Origin of the sequence: Pseudomonas taiwanensis DSM 21245 (genome assembly GCF_000425785.1) — a bacterium.
GTDB classification, from domain to species: Bacteria; Pseudomonadota; Gammaproteobacteria; order Pseudomonadales; family Pseudomonadaceae; genus Aquipseudomonas; species Aquipseudomonas taiwanensis.
Map to the genome: position 1 here is coordinate 1 of NZ_AUEC01000038.1, position 20,183 is coordinate 20,183.

Sequence of the window (20,183 nt, forward strand, 5' to 3'; positions counted from 1 at the left end):
CCTGCCTGCCTGCCTGCCTGCCTGCCTGCCTGCCTGCCTGCCTGCCTGCCTGCCTGCCTGCCTGCCTGCCTGACCCTGTCTCTCTGTCTCTCTACTTGATCGATTCCTTGACTTCTTCCATCTGTCGCTGCTTGGCAAGCAGATCTGGGGGCGGCCGGGTGTTGGCATCCGTTGTGAGGGAGCGCACCTGTTCCGCCTCTGGCGCCTTTATATAGAAGGACGCAGACTCAAGGTGTGGCGACCGTGTGGTCGGGATGGTGATCGCAAGGAGTGTGGTGCGAGTGATTTCTGAGTTGAAGGATGATGATTTCCCGGCAATCTACGAGTCCCTGGTGGCCTTGCTCCCCGATAGGCCGTGGGTGAAATGGGTGTCGAGCTTGGAGCATCAGCTTGGCGAGGCGCCCCTGATGCGTTCGTTTCTCTGGAGCCGGAACATCATTGCCTACGGGCTGAGGGAGTTTGATTGTCACGGGCTGCAGCCGCCAACCTCAGAGTCGTGGGGTGCCATCAAGGGTGCGCTGATTTTTGCGTCGCAGGTCTTGTTGCTCTGTCGGCAACACTCATCTGGTGGCGGCGCGGAAAGTCGGGGAAAGCTTTTGGGTCGGGTGCGGCATGCCATCAAGGATCCAGATGGTATGCGTGGGCTTCGCTTGGAGCTCATGGTGGCAACGCACCTGAGTCGGCAGGGTTGCGAAATTCAGTGGATGGAAGAAGACGTGGGGGTTGGTACCTTCGACTTGCTCGCCAAGCTTCCTGGTGGTGCTTCGGAGGAATCAGGTGATGCTTCGGAGGAGCCGGGTGATGTTTGGGTGGAGGTCGAGTGCAAGAGTATTTCTGCTGACCGGGGAGAGCCGCTGACAGAGGAAGAATTCCACCTTCTGGTCGGCCCCATCCTCCAGCTCATTGAGCCGCGTTTGCTCCAAGTGGAGCGCCATTTTTTTGGCATCTCGGCTGTCTTTACAGACAAGCTGCCCAAAGGGGCGGCGCGAGGGGCGGTCGTCGAGGCTGTGGCGAGTGCAGTTGGCAAAGCGAGATCTGGAGAGGAGGCATTTGAGGTGCCAGGCGTTTGCCTGGTGCGAGTAGTTCTCTCTGATCTTAGGGAGGTGGTAGTCAAGGGTGAGGGGCTTGCGAGGGGGGAGGCCTACGCGCTCGCCGATCATCTGATCGGAGCGGGGAACGGTTTTCGCTTCATCAAGGGGGTTGGAGATGAGTGCTACCTTTCGATTGATTTTCAGACCGCGCTCCCGAGCAATTTCGAGGTCGGGCTCGGCAGTGTTGCAAAGCGGGCTGTTCGTAAGCAGATGACTGGTACGCGCCCGGGGTGTTTGGTTGTCGGGGTTGAGCGTCACTCCGGGGCTTCGCTCGAAGAGGTTTCACGCCAAGAGTCCGGTGAGTTGGCGCAGAGGGCTACCAAGCTGCTTCGTGATAGCCCGCACCTTGCTTCAGTCGTTTATGTCAGTGCGCCGATCTTGGAGCGGGTTGAGGCTGCGGATGATGGTTGGAGGTGTGCAGGGGGATTGGCAGTGCTTGAAGGCCAGGGGGAGGGACTTATTTCTGAGGGGGAGCTCAGTCGCACGTATGTGTTCGACAATCCTGCTGGTCATTACCCGCACCTTCGGCTCAGTCGGCTTTTCGGGGTTGGCTGAGCATTGAGTCTGATTTGGGCTGCACTAGACTGGTGTCAATCGCGTCCTGGCCTCAGCACACCTTCAAGGGCGTGTGCCTCTCTAAGGGTTTCCCCGATGAGTCCGCTGCTGCTATTGGGGGGCTTTGGGTGGGCGCTTACCGCGCCTGCGATTGATCCAGTCGAAGGTGCTTGGCCCTCTGTAGCCGTTGTGGTGCCGGGGCTTGGGGTGACTGAGGGGCGGGTTGCTAGAAATAGTAGGGCTTGGGGTGGGGTGATAATACCAGTACAACAAGAAGCTGCTTCGGGAAATCGACCGCCGCGTACGCTACCTGCGCAAGCGCCTTGAAGATGTAAAGGTGGTGGATTACTCGCCAGAGCAGGAAGGGCGGGTATTCTTCGGGGCCTGGGTCGAAGTGGAGGACGTCGAGGGCGACACCAAGGCATTCCGTATCGTCGGCTACGATGAAATCTATGATCGCAAGGATTACATCTCCATCGACTCGCCGATGGCCAGGGCACTGCTGAAGAAGTCCGAGGGCGACGAGGTGGTCGTCGCGACGCCGGCTGGCGAAGCTGTCTGGTACATCACCAAGATTACCTATTCCACCCCCTGACGTGGGTCCGCTATGGCCAGCAGCGGACCTTGCCGTGGGCATCCGGGGTTTCAACTTTCTCTGAGGACGGCCAGCGGGCTGGCGTTCAATGCCCGTCGCGTGCCCAACACGCCCGCGCCACCCACCAGCAGCGCGCCGGCCAGCGGTAGCACCAGCAGCCAGGGGTGCGGGCTCCATTGCAAGTCGAAGGCATAGCGATACAGCACCAGCGTGATCAGCTCGCACCCCAACGCCGCGAGCGTGCCACTGACAGCGCCCAGCAAGCCGAACTCGATGCGCCGGGCCTTGACCAGCAGCGGTCGCGGCGCACCCAGTGCACGGAGCAATGCACCCTGGCGGATGCGCTCGTCCAGGGTCGCCTGCAGCCCGGCGAACAGCACTGCCAGGCCCGCCGCCAGCACGAACGACAGGACGTATTCGACTGCCAGGGTGACTTGGGCAAGGATACTGCGTAGCTGCTCAAGCAAGGCATCGACCTGGAGAATGGTCACCGCCGGAAATGCCCGTGACAGTGCCACTACTTCAAGGTCGTGGCCAGGCCCCAGGTAGAAGCTGGTCAGGTAGGTGGTCGGTAGCCCTTGCAACGTGCCAGGCTGAAAGATCATGTAGAAGTTCGGCTGGAAGCTGTCCCAGTGCACGCTGCGCAGGCTAGTGACCCGGGCCTGGCGCTGCTGGCCGCCGATGTCGAAGGTCAACAGGTCGCCCATGTGCAGCTTGAGGCTGCTGGCCAGTTCGGCTTCGACGGAAACACCAGGAATCTGGTCGACGGGCGGCGGAACCTGCCACCAGTTGCCGGCGGTCAGCGTATTGCCCTCGGGCAGTTCGGCGGCCCAGGTCAGGCTAAGGTCGCGTTGTACCGCGCGCTCGCCCGCCGAGTCCTTGCTGACGACCTGCTGCACGGGTTGGTCGTTGATCCGGATCAGCCGCCCCGGCGTGACCGGGTAGAGCGGCGCTGTGCTGGCGTTGACCTGACGCAGACGTTCGGCGAACGGTTCGCGATCGTCCGGCAGGATATTCAGGGCGAAATGGTTGGGCGCGTCCTTGGGCAATTGCGCTTGCCAGGTGTCGAGCAGTTCGGCGCGCAACAGTGCGACCAAAGCCATGGCCAGCAGAATCAGGCCGAACGCCAGGGCCTGGCCGGCGGCGGCCATGGGGTGGCGCAGCAGTTGGCCCAGCCCCAGGCGCCAGGTCAGGGGGGCACCGGCCAGCAGCCGCCTGAGGCTGCGCAAGCCCAGCAAGAGCAAACCGCCGAGCACCAGTGCGGCAAGCAGGCCACCGCCCAGCAGGGCGAACGTCAGCAGCAGGTCGAGGCTCAGGCGCCACATGATCAGACCCAGTGCGAGCAAGGCCGCCCCGTAGACCAGCCAGCTGCTCGGTGGCACGGGCAGCAGGTCACGACGCAACACCCGCAAAGGTGGCACTTGGCCGAGAGCGGCGATCGGGGGCAGGGCGAAGCCGGCCAGGGCCACCAAGCCGGTGCCGATTCCCGCTAGCGCTGGCGTCAATCCACCGGGTGGTACAACGCTCGGTAACAGACCTTCGAGCAGGCGGAACAGGCCTAGCTGCGCCAGCCAGCCGAGCAGGGCGCCAGCCAGGGCTGCGGCAAGGCCGAGCAGGGCCAGTTGCACGCAATACAGTCCCAGGGCCTGCCGGCGGGAAAGCCCCAGGCAGCGCAGCAGCGCGCTGGCGTCCAGGCGTCGTGCCGCGTAACGGCTGGCCGACAAGGCCACCGCCACGCCAGCCAGCAGCACCGCCACCAGGCTGGCCATGTTCAGGTAACGTTCGGCCTTGCCCAGGGCGCCGCCGATCTGCTGGTTGCCGTCGCGGGTATCGCGCAGTCGCTGGTTAGCCGCCAGCCCGCCTTCGAGGGTCTGGCGATACTGCGCCAGGGCCGGGCCTTCGCCGCGCCACAGGTCGCGGTAGGTCACCCGGCTGCCGGGTTGGATGACCCCGGTGGCGGGCAGGTCCGCGAGGTTCATCATCACCCGGGGTGTCAGGCTGTAGAAGTTGTTGGCGCGGTCCGGCTCGTAGGTGAGTACGCGGCTCATGCGCAAGGGTTTCATACCCACGTCGATACTGTCCCCAATCGACAGCCCAAGTGCCGCCAGCAGACGCGGCTCGACCCAGGCTTCACCGGGGGCAGGGCCGCCACCAGGCGCTTCTTGCGCATAAGGCGCAGCGGCACTGCGCACCTGCCCTCGAAGCGGATAGGCGCTATCGGTGGCCTTGATGCTGGACAACTGAATGCCGGCGTCACCGCCCACCACACTGGTGAACTCGACCACCTGCGCATGGCTCAGTCCCAGAGATCGCCCGGCGTCTATCTGGTCCTGGCGGGCGGGCGAGCTACCCTGCAACACCAGGTCTGCGCCCAGGAACTCGCTGGCGCGCAACAGCATGGCGCCGTTGAGGCGGGCACCGAAGTAGCCAATGGCCGTGCTGGCGGCCACGGCGACCAGCAGGGCGAAGAACAGCACGCGCACTTCACTGGCGCGGGCGTCGCGCAGCAGTTGGCGCACGGCCAAGCCGCACAGGCGGGAAAAGGGCATGTGGGTCATCAGACCTCCGCAGCGGCCACCAGGCGGCCAGCGTCCAGGCGGATCTGGCGGCGGCAGCGCTGGGCCAGGCGCTCGTCATGGGTGACCAGCACCAGGGTGGTGCCGCGTTCCTTGTTAAGCTCGAACAGAAGATCGCTGATGCGCTCGCCGGTATGGCTGTCCAGATTGCCGGTCGGCTCATCGGCGAACAGTACCGCCGGATGCGCGGCAAATGCCCGGGCGATGGCTACCCGTTGCTGCTCGCCACCGGACAGTTGGCGAGGCGTGTGGCTCAGGCGCTTGCCCAGGCCGACGCGTTCGAGCAAGGTGCGGGCTTGTTCGCGGGCATCGCGACGACCGTCGAGCTCCAGCGGCAGCATCACGTTTTCCAGGGCGTTGAGGCTGTCGAGCAACTGGAACGACTGGAACACGAAGCCGACATGCTCGGCACGCACCCGTGCGCGCTGGTCCTCGTCCAGTGGCCCCAGGTCCTGGCCTGCGAGGATGACCTTGCCGGCGCTGGGGCGGTCCAGCCCGGCGAGCAGGCCGAGCAGGGTCGACTTGCCCGAGCCCGATGCACCGACGATGGCCAGGCTGTCGCCCTGGGCGAGATCAAGGGAGAGGGCATGGAGGATGGTCAGGTCACCTTCCGCGCTTGGGACCACTTTGCTAAGGTTCTGCGCAACGAGAATGCTGGGGCCCATGGAGAATCCAATGCGAGTGTGGTGGTTGAGTGCCGGTCTGGCGCTGTTTTGCCTGGCCCAGAGCGCGGCAGCGGGAACACTGCTGGTTGTTGGCGATAGTATCAGCGCCGGTTTTGGGCTGGATAGCCGCCAAGGTTGGGTTTCCCTGTTGCAGCAACGCCTGAAACGCGAGGGTTTCAACGATCAGGTGGTCAACGCGTCGATCAGTGGCGATACCAGTGCCGGAGGCCAGGCGCGGCTGCCGGCGCTGCTTGCAGCGCATAAGCCGACCCTGGTGGTACTGGAGTTGGGCGGTAACGACGGGCTGCGTGGTCAGCCTCCGCAGCAATTGCAACAAAATCTTGCCTCGATGATCGACCAGTCCCATGACGCGGGCGCCAAGGTCGTCCTGCTGGGCATGCGGTTACCGCCCAACTACGGGGTGCGCTATACCACGGCCTTCACTCAGGTATACGAGCAATTGGCAGCGCAAAAGAAGGTGTCGCTGGTGCCGTTTTTCCTCGAAGGTGTGGGGGGTGTACCGGAGATGATGCAGGCGGATGGCATCCACCCGGCCCAGGGCGCCCAGACACGCTTGCTGGAAAATGCCTGGCCGGCGATAAAACCCTTGCTGTGACGCTTTTAACGGGGCCGGCTTTCGGCTAATGTTGCGCCCCCCGTTTCGAGAGCCCCCAATGCCGCGTCCTGCCTGGTCCTTGTATGCCTACCAACTGATCGAGCCCGACGAACAGCTCGACCTGTTCGCGTGCCAGGAAATCCGCGTTCATCTGGTGGCCCGTCAGCTCGAGCTGGGGGTGCCCGTGGATCGCACACTGTGTGGCGGTTTGCTGCCGGCGCAACCACGCTGGTCGGGTGTGCAGCGCTCGATCTATCGCGACAACCGTCTGTGCACGTTGTGCCGGGCAATTCTCGAGGCCCAGCGGCGGGGGATGCGCCCCGTGTGGCCGGAACTCTGAGCACCTTTTATCATCTGAAACGCATGCAGCTCGTCAATGCCTCCCGTTCCCAACAGGGCGGGTGTACAATCGACTGTCTTGACCCATCTTTCGAAGGATTTACCGGATGTTGCCGCGCTTTCCCGCCGTCACCCGTAGCCTGTCCCTGGTCGCCCTGCTGGTAGCTGGGCCCGCCGTCGCGCTGGAGCTGCCCTTGCCGCCACCCGGTGAAGACGTCGTCGGTCAAGTGCAGGTCATCAAGGCCAAGTACGAGGACACCTTTGCCGACATCGGCACGGCCAACGACCTTGGCTACCTTGAAATGATCGCCGCCAACCCGGGTGTCGACCCGTGGCTGCCGGGCGCCGGTACCGAAATCATCCTGCCGACCCGTTATGTGCTGCCGCCAGGCCCGCGTGAAGGGATCGTCATCAACCTTGCCGAATACCGCATGTACTACTTCCCGAAAGGGCAAAACGTCGTGCACACCTTCCCACTGGGTATCGGCCGGGAAGGTTGGGGGTCGCCGATCGCCAACACCAAGATCACCGCCAAGACGCCCAACCCGACCTGGACACCACCTGCTTCGATCCGTGCCGAGCACGCTGCCGATGGCGACATCCTGCCTGCGGTGGTGCCAGCAGGACCCGACAATCCGCTGGGCCCGTTCAAGTTCACCCTGGGCGTGCCGGGTTACCTGATCCACGGTTCGAACAAAAAGTTCGGTATTGGCATGCGTACCAGCCATGGTTGCTTCCGCATGCTCAACAACAACGTGTTGGAGTTGTCGAAGATGGTGCCGGTGGGTACGCCGGTTCGTATCATCAACGAGCCTTACAAGTTCGGTATCAGTGGTGGCAAGGTCTATCTGGAGGCTCACACGCCGTTGGACGATCATGGCAACCCATCGGTGGTCGACAAGCACACCGCGGTCATCAACGCGTTGCTCAAGCGTGAAGACCTGGCCAACAACCTGCGCATGAACTGGGACATGGTGCGTGACGTAGTCGCCGCGGAAGATGGCATGCCGGTTGAAATTGCAGTGCCGGTCAACAACCAGGGTGCGGCACCGATGGTGTCGAGCATCCCGGCTGAACTGCAGTAAAGCCGTTTCGCGATGCCTTTAGGGCCTGCCTTAGTGCAGGCCTTTTCGTTTCTGCCGCAGACAGGCAGGTAAAAACGACAGGCAATAAAAAAGCCGACCCACAAGTGGGTCGGCTTCTCAACAATCCGTGAGGATTATTACTTGCGGCTGGCTTTGTCCAGCATACGCAGAGCGCGCTCGTTGGCTTCGTCAGCGGTCTGCTGAGCCTTCTGAGCGGCTGCCAGTGCGTCGTCAGCCTTACGGTAGGCTTCGTCAGCACGAGCTTGAGCGCGAGCTGCTGCGTCTTCAGTCGCAGTCAGACGAGCTTCGGTTTCTTTGGATACGCTGCTGCAACCGGTAGCCAGAACTGCGGCCAGAGCCAGAGCAGAGAATTTCAGAACGTTGTTCATCGTGTTCCCCTTCAAGGACTTTCTATTAAATAGCCATCTCTCGGAAAAGAGAAACTGGCCGGCGTACATAGTACCCATTACTTGTAGTAAGTAAACTGACTAAGCGCAAGAACTGCAAAAAAAATGTTGGCGAAGGGGTAGCCGACAAGATTTGTAGGGGATTTGTGAAAAAACCGTACAGGTGACGCAAGCGTTTGTAGCGTGGGAACTTTTTTGTTGAACTAACGGTGACTTTAACTGTCGGTTGACGTCTTAAGCCCAAGAGCATCCGGCTGCTGTTCCGGAGTCCAGGGTGGGTGGTTCGCCGTGGAGTTCCGAGCTTTTTAATCGCTCCCACCTTGAGCAATCCTGCCTGCGGCGCCTACTATTTGTGAGTGCCCAGCCGACCGAACGATTGCAATCGCCTCGAGGTCCAAGGGGCAAATGGTGGCGTAGAGGTTCCTCCGCCGGATAAACCATCATCGGTTAAGGTAAGGGCCTGCCATAAAGGCCTGTGAGGAGTAGTGATGAGTGAAGCGCTGACTATCCACCATGACCAGGCCGGTCATCAGTTCGAGACCAATGTGGACGGTCACCGTGCCTATCTGACGTACATGGACCTGGGCAAGCAGACGCTGGACATTTATCGCACCTTCGTGCCGAACGCCTTGCGCGGCCGCGGTATTGCCGCAGCGCTGACCGAGAAGGCCCTGGAGTACGCCGATCAGATGGGTTACACGGTGATCCCATCGTGCTCTTACGTCGAGCGCTACATGGAACGCCAGCAGCGCCATTCGAGCAAAGTCTGATACCGGCGCTGGACGCCAGATACGAAAACGCCGGGCGATGCCCGGCGTTTTCATTGGGCGTGGCTTAACCGCGTTTGCGCTGCGGCAGCACATCCTTGAGTTTGGCGCGCATGCTGCGCAGGGTCTTCTCGGTGGCACTCCAGTCGATGCAGGCATCGGTGATCGAGACGCCGTACTGCAATTCGCTCAGGTCTTTCGGGATCGACTGGCAGCCCCAGTTCAGGTGGCTCTCGACCATCAGGCCGATGATCGACTGGTTGCCTTCGAGGATCTGGTTGGCGACGTTTTCCATCACCAGAGGCTGCAGGGCCGGGTCCTTGTTGGAGTTGGCATGGCTGCAGTCGACCATGATGTTGGCCTTGATCTTGGCCTTGGCCAGGTCCTGTTCGCACAAGGCGACGCTGACCGAATCATAGTTCGGCTTGCCGTTGCCGCCGCGCAGTACCACGTGGCCGTAAGGGTTGCCCTTGGTGGTGACGATGGATACGCCACCTTCCTGGTTGATGCCGAGGAAGCGGTGAGGCTTGGAGACCGACTGCAAGGCGTTGATGGCCACGGTCAGGCCGCCATCGGTGCCATTCTTGAAGCCCACTGCCGAAGAGAGGCCCGAGGCCATTTCGCGGTGGGTCTGGGACTCAGTGGTGCGGGCGCCGATGGCCGACCAGCTGATCAGATCCTGCAGGTACTGCGGGGAAATCGGGTCGAGCGCCTCGGTGGCGGTCGGCAGGCCCATTTCGGCCAGGTCCAGCAGCAACTGACGACCAATGTGCAGGCCATCCTGGATCTTGAACGAGTCATCCAGGTACGGGTCGTTGATCAGGCCTTTCCAGCCGACGGTGGTGCGTGGCTTCTCGAAGTACACGCGCATGACCAGGTACAGCGTGTCGGAAACCTCTTCGGCCAGGACCTTCAGGCGCTCGGCATATTCATGAGCCGCCTTGATGTCATGGATCGAGCAGGGGCCTACCACGACGAACAGGCGGTGGTCCTTGCCGTCGAGGATATTGCGCACCACTTCGCGGCCGGCAGTAACGGTCTGCAGGGCCTTGGCGCTGAGGGGGATTTCCTTCTTGAGCTGATCAGGGGTGATCAAGGTCTCGTTGGAGGCAACGTTTAAGTCATCGATCGGTAAATCAGCCATCGTGTTACTCGTCAGGTCACGGGTGCCGGCCGCCAGCAATCCCCGTGCGGCCCAGCAGCAAGAAAATTCGCAGCGGGGAGCCGAACCTTAGCGCGTTAAGGGGGGCGCGACAATGGGCTGAGTCCCGTCGTTGCGGGGTTTTTCCCCAAAGCCCTGGGCGCCTGATGGTGAATCAGGTGCTTCGCATCGACAAACCGGTGTAAAAATGCTCACCGTCCTTTACCTGGAGTCCCCCTATGCATTCTCGCAAACCGCGTATCGGCATCATCGGCAGTGGCGCCATCGGTGGCTTTTATGGGCTGATGCTGCTGCGCGCCGGCTTCGATGTGCACTTCTTGTTGCGCAGTGAATACGACGTGGTGCGTCAGCAGGGGTTGAGGCTCGACAGTGCGGTACACGGTGAGGTGCGGATGGAGGTTCAGGCCTATGCTGACGTCGCGCACATGCCGCAGTGCGATTGGCTGCTGGTGGGAGCCAAGGCAACCAGCAATCTCGAGCTGGCACCGCTGATCATGCAGGCAGCTGCGCCGGGCGCCCGCGTGGTGTTGCTGCAGAATGGCCTTGGGGTTGAAACGCAGCTGCGCCCGGCTCTGCGCGACGACCTGCACCTGCTGGGTGGCTTGTGTTTCATCTGCGTCAACCGACAGGCACCGGGGCTGATCCGACATCAAGCCCTGGGGGCGGTCCACCTGGGCTATCACAGCGGGCCGGCCACGGACGGCGGCGAGGCGATCGTCGAAGAGGGCGCCGGATTGTTCCGTACAGCGGGAATCGACTCCAAGGCCATGAGCAACCTTGACCAGGCGCGTTGGCAGAAGCTGGTGTGGAACGTGCCCTACAACGGCCTGTCGGTGCTGTTGCGGGCCAGCACTACGCCACTGATGGCCGACGCCGACAGCCGGGCATTGATTCAGGCGCTGATGGCGGAAGTCGTCCTGGGCGCAAAAGCGTGCGGGCATGCCTTGCCTGAAGGTTACGCTGAACAGCTGTTTCGCATGACCGAGCAGATGCCTGATTACTGGCCCAGCATGTATCACGACTTTGCCCAGCACCGCCCGCTGGAGCTGCAAGCCATCTACGCCGAACCGCTGGCCCAGGCGCATGCCGCCGGCTGCCGCCTGCCGAACATGGAAATGCTCTATAAGGCCCTGGCATTCATCGACCGCGACAGTCGCCGCACCTGAGCCTGCCCAGGCGTGCAGCCCCGGTGCGCCGGGCGGCGAAGCGAGGCTGCCCGGCGCTGCTAAGCTGTAGCTTGCTCTGCCTTAGCGGCAGTCGAGGAGGTCGAATGATTCGTTCCATGTTGTATGCCACCGACCTCGGTGTTTACGCGCCATTCGTCATGCAGCATGCCCTGGCCCTGGCGCGAACTTTCAACGCGGAGCTGTACGTGATCCATGCAGTGGAGCCGATGGGGCAGTTCGCCGAGTCGCTTCTGCAAAGCTACCTCGACGAGCAGACCCTGGATGAGCTGCACAGCGAGGGCGTCAATACGGTCATGGCCAACATCGAGCAGCGGGTGCTGGAGAATTTTCGCGAGGAACTGGGGGAGGCGGCGGACCTGGCGGTGATCAAAAACGTCAGGGTGCGCCAAGGTGATCCGGCCCAAGTGATACTCGACCAGGCGCAGCGCCTGGCGGTCGACCTGCTGATTTTCGGTAGCCACAGCCAGGGGGCAGGTGTCGATGTGCCCCTCGGGCGCACGGCGGTTCGCTTGCTGCAGTTGTCGCCGGTGCCGGTGTACATGGTGCCGCTGGCTCAGCATTTGGGGCGTAGGAAATCGTGACCGTGACGGTAGGAATCTTTCCTGAGGCGTGTAACAAAATAGTTCTAGATTTATTTCGAGAACCACTAATATAGTTATATCTCGTCGCTGCCTGCTGCCGGTGACTTACCGCTGATCCGAGGGAAACCTATGAAGCTTCAACAACTGCGCTACATCTGGGAAGTGGCGCACCATGACCTCAACGTCTCTGCGACGGCACAGAGTCTGTATACCTCCCAGCCCGGGATCAGCAAGCAGATCCGCCTGCTCGAGGATGAGCTGGGTGTCGAAGTCTTCGCCCGCAGCGGCAAGCACCTGACCCGCGTTACGCCCGCAGGTGAGCGCATCATCAACACTGCAGGCGAAATCCTGCGCAAGGTTGAGAGCATCAAGCAGATCGCCCAGGAATTCTCCAACGAGAAGAAGGGTACGCTGTCCATCGCTACCACTCACACTCAGGCACGCTATGCGCTGCCGCCAGTGATCAGCAGCTTCATCAAGCAGTATCCGGAAGTTTCCCTGCACATGCACCAGGGCTCGCCCATGCAGATTGCCGAGATGGCCGCCGACGGCACCGTCGACTTCGCCATCGCCACCGAAGCCCTGGAGCTGTTCGGCGACCTGATCATGATGCCGTGCTACAAGTGGAACCGTTGCGTGGTGGTGCCGCAGGGCCACCCGCTGGCCAAGTTACCGAAGCTGACCCTGGAAGCCGTTGCCGAGTATCCGATCGTCACCTACGTATTTGGTTTCACCGGCCGCTCCAAGCTGGACGAAGCGTTCAATCACCGTGGCTTGACGCCGAAGGTGGTGTTCACCGCCGCTGATGCCGACGTGATCAAGACCTATGTACGATTGGGGCTGGGCGTGGGTATCGTGGCCAAGATGGCTGTGGACAGCAAGCTCGACAGTGACCTGGTGGCTCTGGATGCCAGCGAGTTGTTCGAGGCCAGCATCACCAAGATTGGCTTCCGTCGTGGCACCTTCCTGCGTGGCTTCATGTGCGACTTTATCGAAAAGTTCGCCCCACACCTGACCCGCGAGGTAATGGCCAAGGCCATTCAATGCCATAACAAGCAGGAACTCGAAGAGCTGTTCGACGGCGTCGAGCTGCCCGTGCACTGATAGCGACAGGCAATGAAAAACCGGCTCAAGGGCCGGTTTTTCTTTGCCTGTGGTTCAGGCCTTGCTGATCAGGTTGCCAGCGTGCAGCCCGCATTCCTTCTGGGTCGACTCTTCCCACCACCAGCGACCTTCGCGTTCGTGCTGGTTCGGCAGCACTGGACGGGTGCAGGGTTCGCAACCGATGCTGATGAAGCCGCGCTCATGCAGGCTGTTGTAGGGCAGCTCCAGCATGCGGATGTAGCCCCAGACTTCCTCGCTGGTCATCTGTGCCAGCGGGTTGAACTTGTACAAGGTGCGCTCGGGGGTGGAGAACGCCGTGTCGATTTCCACTACCGCCACCTGGCTGCGGGTGCCGGGGCTCTGGTCGCGACGCTGGCCGGTGGCCCAGGCGCTCACTGTGGTCAGCTTGCGTCGCAGCGGTTCGATCTTGCGGATGCCGCAGCACTCGCCATGGCCGTCCTTGTAGAAGCTGAACAGACCTTTTTCCTTGACGAACGGATCCAGTTTGGCGCGGTCTGGGCTGAGAATCTCGATCGGCAGGTTGTACTGTTCACGTACCTGGTCGATGAAGCGATAGGTTTCCGGGTGCAAGCGGCCGGTGTCGAGGCTGAACACCTTGACCTGCTTGTTCAGCTTCCAGGCCATGTCGACCAGGACCACGTCCTCGGCGCCGCTGAAGGAGATCCACAAGTCGTCGCCAAAGTGTTCGAAGGCAAGCTTAAGGATGTCCTGGGGGGACTTGTTGGCATAGGTCGCGGCCAGGGCGGCGACGTCGAAGGGTTGGCTCATCAGGCGGTTTCCATCTTGGCTGTGGCGCTGTGCGCTCGTAGTGATGTGATGGTAACAAAAAACGGCGGGGCAGACGTCCTGCGTGACAGCCGTCCTGGTCACGTCGCTGATGGGCGAAAGCGCACGCACAATTACATCCCTTGCAGGGTCTGCATCAGTACCCGCACCTTGGCGATCGACTCTTCGTACTCCGACTGCCAGTTCGAATCCGCCACGACGGCGCCGCCGCCCCAGCAACAGGCTTGGCCGTCCTTGATCAGCAAGCTGCGAATGGCGATGGAGCTGTCCATTTCGCCGCGCACGTCCACATACAGCAGTGAGCCGCAATACAGGGCGCGGCGGGTGGGTTCGAGTTCGTCGATGATCTGCATGGCGCGGATCTTCGGTGCGCCGGTGATCGAGCCGCCGGGGAAGCTGTCGCCAATCAGGTCCAGGGCATCTTTGTCGTCGGCCAGGCGACCGGTGATGCTGCTGACCAGATGGTGGACGTTGGGGTAGCTCTCCAGGCTGAACAGCTCGGGCACGTTTACCGAGCCGATCTGGCAGGTGCGGCCCAGGTCATTGCGCAGCAGGTCGACGATCATGAGGTTTTCCGAGCGGTCCTTGGGGCTGTGACGCAGCTCTTCGGCGTTGCGCAAATCTTCGGCCGGGTCGGCAGAGCGCGGGCGGGTGCCCTTGATTGGCCGCGTTTCGACCAGTCCTTGGCTGACCCGGATGAAGCGCTCCGGAGAGAAGCTGAGCAATGCGCTGCCGTCGGCCAGTTGCTGGAAACCGGAGAAAGGCGTTGGACAGGCTTTGCGCAAGGCTTGATAGGCGCGCCATGGATCACCCTGGCAGGGTGCACGGAACCGTTGGGTCAGGTTGATCTGATAGCAATCGCCAGCCTGAATGTACTGCTGGACCTGGTCGAAGGCAGCTTTGTATTGCACTGGGGTCAGATCGCCGGCCATTGGGGCGAGCAGCTTGAATTCGGGGTGCTCGATGCCGGCAGGGGCTTGGAACAGGTCCATCAGCCGGTCCCGCTCGCCAGGCGCCAGGCTCGGGTGCAGGACCAGTTGGCTGGTGCCAAGCTGGTGGTCGGTGACCAGTGCCCAGGCGTACAGGCCCAATTGGGCATCGGGTAGGCCCAGGTCGTCGCGGGCCTTGGCGGGCAGGTGCTCCAGGCGACGGCCAAAGTCGTAGCTCAGGTAACCGATCAGGCCGCCGGCGAACGGCAGTTCGACACCTTCGGGCAACTCGGCCCGGCCCAGTCGTGCCAGTCCGGCACGCAGGCGCTGCAGGAAGGCGCGTCCCGTCTCGTCAGGGTGTGCTTGCAGGTGCTGCATGGGCCAGGCACTGATCAGGTCGAAGCGACCGCGTTCGGCACCGGGGCGGGCGCTATCGAGCAGGATGGCACCGGGCGCCTGTCGCAGACGTGCGAAATAGGCTGCGGGGTCGGGCTGATAGGGTAGGGGATGTAGCGTACAGGTCGGCATCAGGATGGACGGCGATGACAAAGCGAGGAGGGCGATTGTAGACCTGAGTGGGGTATGCGCCTAGCGTTGGTGCGGCATTTGTGTGGCGTGTCGCGGCCGCATCGCCGGCAAGCCGGTTCCGACAGGCACCGCGACGATCGCGGAGCGCTGTGGGAGCCTGCTTGCCGGCGATTGGCTGGTGCCGTCAACGCTGATGAACGTGCCCGAACAGCCCTTGGGCAACGCGCACGCGCTGCTCGGCATCTTCGGTTTCGCCATTCTTGGCCAGCGCTTCCAGGTGCGCCTCGATGGCGTGGGTGCGCTGGGTCAGGCCGCAGTCGTTGGCGATCTGGATGTTCAGGCCAGGGCGGGCGTTGAGTTCGAGAATCAACGGCCCCTTGTCCTGGTCCAGCACCATGTCTACGCCGATGTAGCCCAGGCCGCACAGTTCATAGCAACTGGCGGCCAGCTTCATGAAACCGTCCCAGTTCGGCAACTGCACGCCGTCTACCGCGTTGGTGGTATCGGGGTGCTTGCTGATGATCCGGTTCAGCCAGGTGCCGCGCAGGGTCATGCCGGTGGCCAGGTCCACGCCTACACCGATGGCGCCCTGGTGCAGGTTGGCCTTGCCGCCGGACTGGCGGGTCGGCAAGCGCAGCATGGCCATCACCGGGTAGCCCATCAACACGATGATGCGAATGTCCGGCACGCCTTCGTAGCTGATGCTTTTGAAGATCTGGTCCGGGGTCACCCGGTACTCGATCAGCGCGCGGTCGCGGTGGCCACCTAGCGAGTACAGGCCGGTCAGGATGCTGGAAATCTGGTGTTCGATTTCCTCATGGCTGATGATCTTGCCCGAGACCGTGCGGTAGTTGTCCTCGAAACGGTCGGCAATCACCAGGATGCCGTCACCGCCGGCGCCTTGCGCCGGCTTGATGACGAAATCGTTGCGCTCGCCGATGATCTGGTCGAGCTTCTCGATTTCTTTTTCGGTTTCGATGATGCCGTACATTTCCGGCACATGGATGCCGGCGGCCAAGGCACGTTCCTTGGTGATGATCTTGTCGTCGACGATCGGGTACAGGTGGCGCTTGTTGTACTTCAACACGTAGTCCGCGTTGCGCCGGTTGATACCCATGATGCCCCGGGCCTCCAGGGCTTTCCAGGTCTTGATCAGGCCGAGCATCAGGCGTCAGCCTTCTTCAGGAAAGCCTTGAAGCGCACGAGCTCGGTCAGGCGGTAGCCGCGGTAGCGACCCATCGCCAGCATGAAGCCCACCAGGATCAGCAGTACCGCCGGGAAGGTGAAGACGAAGTACACCAACTCAGGCACGGTCATCAGCAGGTGCGCGAGCGAGGCCGCGAACAGAGTGCCGATGGCGACTTTCATGGCATGGCCGCCGCCACGCTCTTCCCAAGTGATCGACAGGCGCTCGATGGTCATGGTCAGGATCACCATCGGGAACAGGGCGACCGACAGGCCGCGTTCCAGGCCCAGCTTGTGGCTGAACAGGCTGATGGCGGCAATCAGCACCACCACGAAGGTCAGTACCACCGACAGGCGCGGCAGCATCTGCAGCTTGAGGTGTTCGAGGTACGAGCGCAGCGACAGGCCCAGGGCGGTAATCACCGTGAACAGGATGATACCGAAGCCCAGCTGGGTCTCCCGGAAGGCCAGGGCGATCAGCACTGGGGTGAAGGTGCCCAGGGTCTGGATGCCGATCAGGTTGCGCAGCACCAGGATCACCAGCACGCCGATCGGAATCATCACCATGATCATGAAGGTCTGCTGGGTCTGCAGCGGCAGGCCGTAGAGCGAGTATTCGAGAAAGTCGGCGTCGGTGTTCTCGTCGGTCAGCTTGGCCAGGCGGATGGCGTTCATCTCGCTGTTGTTCATGCTGAAGGTGACGTTGGCTTTCTTGCCGCCATCGACGGTGATCAGGTTGTCATCGCCGGTCCACCACAGCAGACGGTCGCTGGGCAGGCCCTGCTCACCGGTGTCCGGATTGAAGTACAGCCAGTCGGTGCCGTTGAAGCTGCGCAGCCACAACTCAGGAGTTTGCGGGGTATCGGCGACCAGGCGGATGGTGTGGACCTTTTCGATCGGCACGTGGGCGATCGACAGCAGCAGGTCGATGACCTGGGCTTTCTTCATCGCCGAGGTGTCGCCGGCAAGCAGCAACTTGACGTTGTCGTCGTTGAGGTTGTTGACCCGTTTGATGGTCTCGCTGACGAAGGTCTCGACGTCGGCCGAGTGCTGGCGGATCGGCGCCATCAGGGCTTCGGCGGCGATCTTCTCGGGGCCCTCGACGGCCAGGCTGTCACGGAAGGTAGGGCCTTTTACCGTGGTCTTCTCTTTGCTATAGCGCTTGGTCAGCACCAGGCGGTAGTAGAGCGTCTGGTTGCCACTGGCGCGGCGGGCCGACCAGGTGACCTTGCGGTTGCCATCGGCCCGGTTGACGCTCACCCCATAGTTGTTGGAAATGAAGCTTTCATTGAGGCTGACGTAGTCGCGGTTCAGCGGCGGCACGAACATCTGGACCTTGACCGGGTCCTTGGCGCTGGCCACGAACTCGACCTTGGCGTCGATGTTCCAGAGGTCATCGGTTTCGTCCTCGGTCACCGGTATGCCGAGGAAGAAGATCTGATAAGCCGTGACCGCCACGCCCAGCAGCACCAGCACGGTGATCAGGACTTTCAAATGGAGGGTAAGAGAGCGCATCGGGATTACTCTGCTTTAGGAGCTTCGGTGGCACAGGCAGGTTTGCCGGCCGCGTATTTAAGGCTTGGGTCGACCAGTGCGTCGAAGTGCTTGAGCGCCTCGGAGCCGATCAGCAGCGGGAACTGGAAGGCGCTGCGGTCGGTGAGGTTGACTTCGATGGTGCGAAGGGTCTGGCCCATGCAGATTTCGAGTTCGATGACCGGGCGGGCCGTGTAGGCCTTGCCGGAGTCTGCATCATAGTCGCCGGCACGTCGCTTGATCTTGCTGACGCGGGCCAGGGGGCGCTCGATCGGGTGCGAGTGGGCGGCATCGATGGCCAGGTAGAAACGCACCCAGCTTTCGCCATTTCGCTTGAAGCGCTTGATGTCGCGCGCGCTCAAGGATGCGGTCTTGGCGCCGGTGTCGAGCTTGGCGGCCACTTCCAGGTCGAGGTCGCCCAGGCGGGCGTATTCGTTCAGACCATACACGGTCTTGCCTGCCGCCTGGCCAAGGGCCGGCAACAGGGTGAGGCATGACAGCAATAAAACGGGTGTAAGTCTCATAATCCTGGCGCGGTGCTGTGCAGGGTTCGGTGTAAGGCGACTGGCAACTACGGCGCAAGCTTCCTCGTTCATCTGTCAACAACATGAATGGATGACAGACACGCAATCCATACTCCGTTGGAGGCGCGGCATTCTATCACGACGATGTCTTGACGCCAGCGCGTCGCAATCAGACAGCGCTGGGCTTGGGTAAGTTCGTTCTTAGACGATTGTCGACAATATTCATTTTGTCTTTGACTGCTTGCGCCTGATTCGCTAGTTTCTGGCGAAGTGACTAGCAAGGTGTCAACAATATGCTGGACCTTTCCATCGACAGCCCGGCAGTGAGCGACGAAACGGAAACCTTGTCCGAGAACGTCTTCCGCCGTATCCAGGCCGCGATCGTCAAGGGCGAGATCGCCCCTGGCAGCAAGATCTCCGAGCCTGAACTGGCGCGTACCTATGGCATCAGCCGCGGTCCGCTGCGCGAGGCCATCCACCGTCTGGAAGGCCAGCGCCTGCTGGTGCGTGTGCCGCACGTGGGGGCGCGGGTGGTTTCGCTCAGTCATGCCGAACTGATCGAGCTTTACGAAATTCGCGAATCCCTGGAAGGCATGGCCTGTCGCCTGGCCGCCGAGCGCATGAGCCGGGCCGACATCGAAGAGCTGCGTCGGGTGCTCGACACCCACGAGCGTGACGCCGCGTTTCAGGCGGGGCAGGGCTATTACCAGCAGGAAGGCGACTACGACTTCCATTACCGGATCATCCAGGGCAGCGGCAACCAGACCCTGGTGAAGATGCTGTGCGGCGAGCTGTACCAACTGGTGCGCATGTACCGCATCCAGTTTTCCGCTACGCCCAACCGGCCGCGCCAGGCCTTCGCCGAGCACCACCGCATTCTCGACGCCATCGCCGACCGAGACGGCGAACTGGCCGAACTCCTGATGCGCCGTCACATCGGCGCGTCCAAACGCAACATCGAGCGTCACTACCTGGACGCCAACAACAACAGCCCACGAGGTGAGTCATGACTGTGAAGAGCACCCCCGGTCAGCGTTTTCGCGACGCCGTTGCCGCCGAACATCCGCTGCAGGTGGTCGGGACCATCAACGCCAACCATGCCCTGCTGGCCAAGCGTGCCGGTTTCAAGGCCATCTACCTGTCTGGTGGCGGTGTTGCTGCAGGTTCTCTGGGCCTGCCGGACCTGGGCATCACCGGGCTGGATGACGTGTTGACCGATGTGCGGCGTATCACCGACGTCTGCGACCTGCCGCTGCTGGTGGATGTCGACACCGGCTTTGGCGCTTCAGCCTTCAACGTGGCGCGTACCGTGCGCTCGATGATCAAGTTCGGCGCCGCGGCCATTCATATCGAAGACCAAGTGGGCGCCAAGCGTTGCGGGCACCGTCCGAACAAAGAGATTGTCAGCCAGCAGGAGATGGTCGACCGCATCAAGGCTGCGGTGGACGCCCGCACCGATGACAGCTTCGTGATCATGGCGCGTACCGACGCCCTGGCTGTTGAAGGCCTGAACGCTGCGCTGGAGCGCGCCGAAGCCTGCATCGAGGCGGGCGCCGACATGATTTTCCCGGAAGCCATCACCGAGCTGTCGATGTACAAGACCTTCGCCGATCGAGTGAAGGCGCCGATTCTGGCCAACATCACCGAATTCGGCGCCACGCCGCTTTACACCACCGAAGAGCTGGCCTCGGTCGACGTGTCGCTGGTGCTGTACCCGCTGTCGGCGTTCCGTGCCATGAACAAGGCCGCCGAGAACGTTTACACCGCGTTGCGCCGTGACGGGACCCAGAAGAACGTGATCGACACCATGCAAACCCGCATGGAGCTCTACGATGCCATTGGTTACCACGCCTTCGAGCAGAGCCTCGATGCATTGTTCGCCCAGAAGAAAGGTTAAGCCTGTGCCCGCGCCGAACCGGTAGGCGCGACGGGGCAGCAGAGTGACCT

General features: G+C 62.0%; 19 protein-coding genes and 1 pseudogene. 11 read left to right on the forward strand and 9 right to left on the reverse strand.

Annotated features, from left to right (window positions below; translation table 11 throughout):
* The first annotated feature begins 281 nt into the window (after positions 1 to 281).
* Together H620_RS0116765 and greB are read left to right on the forward strand one after the other, a co-directional pair.
* Positions 282 to 1,646: a hypothetical protein gene (locus H620_RS0116765; RefSeq protein WP_155950793.1), complete on the forward strand. Its 1,365-nt coding sequence runs from the start codon at positions 282 to 284 to the stop codon at positions 1,644 to 1,646.
* A 259-nt stretch (positions 1,647 to 1,905) separates the two neighbouring features.
* A pseudogene (gene greB, locus H620_RS25850) lies at positions 1,906 to 2,241 on the forward strand (transcription elongation factor GreB); the annotation flags it as partial.
* A gap of 50 nt (positions 2,242 to 2,291) precedes the next feature.
* On the opposite strand, the gene H620_RS0116775 reads toward greB, so the two are convergent.
* Together H620_RS0116775 and H620_RS0116780 are read right to left on the reverse strand one after the other, a co-directional pair.
* Entirely contained in the window at positions 2,292 to 4,799 is a 2,508-nt protein-coding gene (locus H620_RS0116775) for an ABC transporter permease (RefSeq protein WP_027907722.1), read from the reverse strand.
* Entirely contained in the window at positions 4,799 to 5,482 is a 684-nt protein-coding gene (locus tag H620_RS0116780) for an ABC transporter ATP-binding protein (protein WP_023379655.1), read from the reverse strand. Before H620_RS0116780 ends, H620_RS0116775 begins: the two co-directional genes overlap by 1 nt.
* Positions 5,483 to 5,492: 10 nt before the next feature.
* On the opposite strand from H620_RS0116780, the gene H620_RS0116785 reads away from it, so the two are divergent.
* The 3 genes from H620_RS0116785 (at position 5,493) to H620_RS0116795 (ending at position 7,522) form a co-directional block, all read left to right on the forward strand.
* Positions 5,493 to 6,098, forward strand: a complete 606-nt coding sequence (locus H620_RS0116785) for an arylesterase (RefSeq protein WP_023379656.1) — start codon at positions 5,493 to 5,495, stop codon at positions 6,096 to 6,098.
* Positions 6,099 to 6,156: 58 nt separating this feature from the next.
* Entirely contained in the window at positions 6,157 to 6,438 is a 282-nt protein-coding gene (locus H620_RS0116790; RefSeq protein WP_023379658.1) for a hypothetical protein, read from the forward strand.
* Positions 6,439 to 6,544: 106 nt separating this feature from the next.
* On the forward strand, positions 6,545 to 7,522 hold the full coding sequence (locus tag H620_RS0116795; protein ID WP_023379660.1) for a L,D-transpeptidase family protein: 978 nt from the start codon (positions 6,545 to 6,547) through the stop codon (positions 7,520 to 7,522).
* Between the two features lie 137 nt (positions 7,523 to 7,659).
* Here the strand turns inward: H620_RS0116795 and oprI are convergent, their stop codons facing one another.
* The gene (gene oprI, locus H620_RS0116800; RefSeq protein ID WP_003259780.1) at positions 7,660 to 7,911 is read right to left on the reverse strand and encodes an outer membrane lipoprotei OprI; all 252 of its coding nucleotides are present in this window, start codon (positions 7,909 to 7,911) and stop codon (positions 7,660 to 7,662) included.
* A 506-nt stretch (positions 7,912 to 8,417) separates the two neighbouring features.
* Between oprI and H620_RS0116805 the strand changes: the two genes are divergently transcribed.
* Positions 8,418 to 8,699 (forward strand): GNAT family N-acetyltransferase, encoded by a 282-nt coding sequence (locus tag H620_RS0116805; RefSeq protein ID WP_023379662.1) that lies wholly within the window; start codon positions 8,418 to 8,420, stop codon positions 8,697 to 8,699.
* Between the two features lie 64 nt (positions 8,700 to 8,763).
* Here the strand turns inward: H620_RS0116805 and H620_RS0116810 are convergent, their stop codons facing one another.
* A complete protein-coding gene (locus H620_RS0116810; RefSeq protein WP_023379664.1) occupies positions 8,764 to 9,840 on the reverse strand; it encodes a 3-deoxy-7-phosphoheptulonate synthase in 1,077 nt (358 codons plus the stop codon).
* Between the two features lie 236 nt (positions 9,841 to 10,076).
* On the opposite strand from H620_RS0116810, the gene H620_RS0116815 reads away from it, so the two are divergent.
* The 3 genes from H620_RS0116815 (at position 10,077) to cysB (ending at position 12,730) form a co-directional block, all read left to right on the forward strand.
* The gene (locus tag H620_RS0116815; protein WP_023379666.1) at positions 10,077 to 11,024 is read left to right on the forward strand and encodes a putative 2-dehydropantoate 2-reductase; all 948 of its coding nucleotides are present in this window, start codon (positions 10,077 to 10,079) and stop codon (positions 11,022 to 11,024) included.
* A 104-nt stretch (positions 11,025 to 11,128) separates the two neighbouring features.
* A complete protein-coding gene (locus H620_RS0116820) occupies positions 11,129 to 11,626 on the forward strand; it encodes a universal stress protein (protein WP_023379668.1) in 498 nt (165 codons plus the stop codon).
* 129 nt (positions 11,627 to 11,755) lie between these two features.
* Positions 11,756 to 12,730 carry an HTH-type transcriptional regulator CysB gene (cysB, locus tag H620_RS0116825; protein ID WP_023379669.1) on the forward strand — a complete coding sequence of 325 codons (975 nt, stop codon included), beginning with the start codon at positions 11,756 to 11,758 and terminating at the stop codon, positions 12,728 to 12,730.
* A 54-nt stretch (positions 12,731 to 12,784) separates the two neighbouring features.
* Here cysB and H620_RS0116830 read toward each other — a convergent pair whose 3' ends face one another.
* From H620_RS0116830 to rloA, 5 genes are all read right to left on the reverse strand, one after another.
* A complete protein-coding gene (locus H620_RS0116830) occupies positions 12,785 to 13,519 on the reverse strand; it encodes a phosphoadenylyl-sulfate reductase (RefSeq protein WP_023379671.1) in 735 nt (244 codons plus the stop codon).
* Between the two features lie 131 nt (positions 13,520 to 13,650).
* The gene (pabB, locus tag H620_RS0116835) at positions 13,651 to 14,994 is read right to left on the reverse strand and encodes an aminodeoxychorismate synthase component I (RefSeq protein WP_023379673.1); all 1,344 of its coding nucleotides are present in this window, start codon (positions 14,992 to 14,994) and stop codon (positions 13,651 to 13,653) included.
* 184 nt (positions 14,995 to 15,178) lie between these two features.
* Positions 15,179 to 16,159, reverse strand: coding sequence for an alpha-L-glutamate ligase-like protein (locus H620_RS0116840; protein ID WP_027907723.1), 981 nt, complete (start codon positions 16,157 to 16,159; stop codon positions 15,179 to 15,181).
* Complete coding sequence (rloB, locus tag H620_RS0116845) at positions 16,159 to 17,694, reverse strand: osmotic stress tolerance membrane protein RloB (protein WP_023379676.1); 1,536 nt, start codon at positions 17,692 to 17,694, stop codon at positions 16,159 to 16,161. Before rloB ends, H620_RS0116840 begins: the two co-directional genes overlap by 1 nt.
* Positions 17,695 to 17,699: 5 nt before the next feature.
* Positions 17,700 to 18,236 (reverse strand): retropepsin-like aspartic peptidase RloA, encoded by a 537-nt coding sequence (rloA, locus tag H620_RS0116850; RefSeq protein WP_027907724.1) that lies wholly within the window; start codon positions 18,234 to 18,236, stop codon positions 17,700 to 17,702.
* A 293-nt stretch (positions 18,237 to 18,529) separates the two neighbouring features.
* On the opposite strand from rloA, the gene H620_RS0116855 reads away from it, so the two are divergent.
* Positions 18,530 to 19,246 (forward strand): GntR family transcriptional regulator, encoded by a 717-nt coding sequence (locus H620_RS0116855; protein ID WP_023379680.1) that lies wholly within the window; start codon positions 18,530 to 18,532, stop codon positions 19,244 to 19,246.
* Entirely contained in the window at positions 19,243 to 20,133 is an 891-nt protein-coding gene (gene prpB, locus H620_RS0116860) for a methylisocitrate lyase (RefSeq protein ID WP_023379682.1), read from the forward strand. Before H620_RS0116855 ends, prpB begins: the two co-directional genes overlap by 4 nt.
* Positions 20,134 to 20,183 lie beyond the last annotated feature (50 nt).

Excerpts from the sequence above, each read along its gene's own strand:
- H620_RS0116775 (WP_027907722.1), bottom strand. The coding sequence starts at position 4,799 with ATGACCCACATGCCCTTTTCCCGCCTGTGCGGCTTGGCCGTGCGCCAA.
- H620_RS0116780 (WP_023379655.1), bottom strand. The coding sequence starts at position 5,482 with ATGGGCCCCAGCATTCTCGTTGCGCAGAACCTTAGCAAAGTGGTCCCA.
- H620_RS0116785 (WP_023379656.1), top strand. The coding sequence starts at position 5,493 with ATGCGAGTGTGGTGGTTGAGTGCCGGTCTGGCGCTGTTTTGCCTGGCC.
- H620_RS0116790 (WP_023379658.1), top strand. The coding sequence starts at position 6,157 with ATGCCGCGTCCTGCCTGGTCCTTGTATGCCTACCAACTGATCGAGCCC.
- H620_RS0116795 (WP_023379660.1), top strand. The coding sequence starts at position 6,545 with ATGTTGCCGCGCTTTCCCGCCGTCACCCGTAGCCTGTCCCTGGTCGCC.
- oprI (WP_003259780.1), bottom strand. The coding sequence starts at position 7,911 with ATGAACAACGTTCTGAAATTCTCTGCTCTGGCTCTGGCCGCAGTTCTG.
- H620_RS0116805 (WP_023379662.1), top strand. The coding sequence starts at position 8,418 with ATGAGTGAAGCGCTGACTATCCACCATGACCAGGCCGGTCATCAGTTC.
- H620_RS0116810 (WP_023379664.1), bottom strand. The coding sequence starts at position 9,840 with ATGGCTGATTTACCGATCGATGACTTAAACGTTGCCTCCAACGAGACC.
- H620_RS0116815 (WP_023379666.1), top strand. The coding sequence starts at position 10,077 with ATGCATTCTCGCAAACCGCGTATCGGCATCATCGGCAGTGGCGCCATC.
- H620_RS0116820 (WP_023379668.1), top strand. The coding sequence starts at position 11,129 with ATGATTCGTTCCATGTTGTATGCCACCGACCTCGGTGTTTACGCGCCA.
- cysB (WP_023379669.1), top strand. The coding sequence starts at position 11,756 with ATGAAGCTTCAACAACTGCGCTACATCTGGGAAGTGGCGCACCATGAC.
- H620_RS0116830 (WP_023379671.1), bottom strand. The coding sequence starts at position 13,519 with ATGAGCCAACCCTTCGACGTCGCCGCCCTGGCCGCGACCTATGCCAAC.
- pabB (WP_023379673.1), bottom strand. The coding sequence starts at position 14,994 with ATGCCGACCTGTACGCTACATCCCCTACCCTATCAGCCCGACCCCGCA.
- H620_RS0116840 (WP_027907723.1), bottom strand. The coding sequence starts at position 16,159 with ATGCTCGGCCTGATCAAGACCTGGAAAGCCCTGGAGGCCCGGGGCATC.
- rloB (WP_023379676.1), bottom strand. The coding sequence starts at position 17,694 with ATGCGCTCTCTTACCCTCCATTTGAAAGTCCTGATCACCGTGCTGGTG.
- rloA (WP_027907724.1), bottom strand. The coding sequence starts at position 18,236 with ATGAGACTTACACCCGTTTTATTGCTGTCATGCCTCACCCTGTTGCCG.
- H620_RS0116855 (WP_023379680.1), top strand. The coding sequence starts at position 18,530 with ATGCTGGACCTTTCCATCGACAGCCCGGCAGTGAGCGACGAAACGGAA.
- prpB (WP_023379682.1), top strand. The coding sequence starts at position 19,243 with ATGACTGTGAAGAGCACCCCCGGTCAGCGTTTTCGCGACGCCGTTGCC.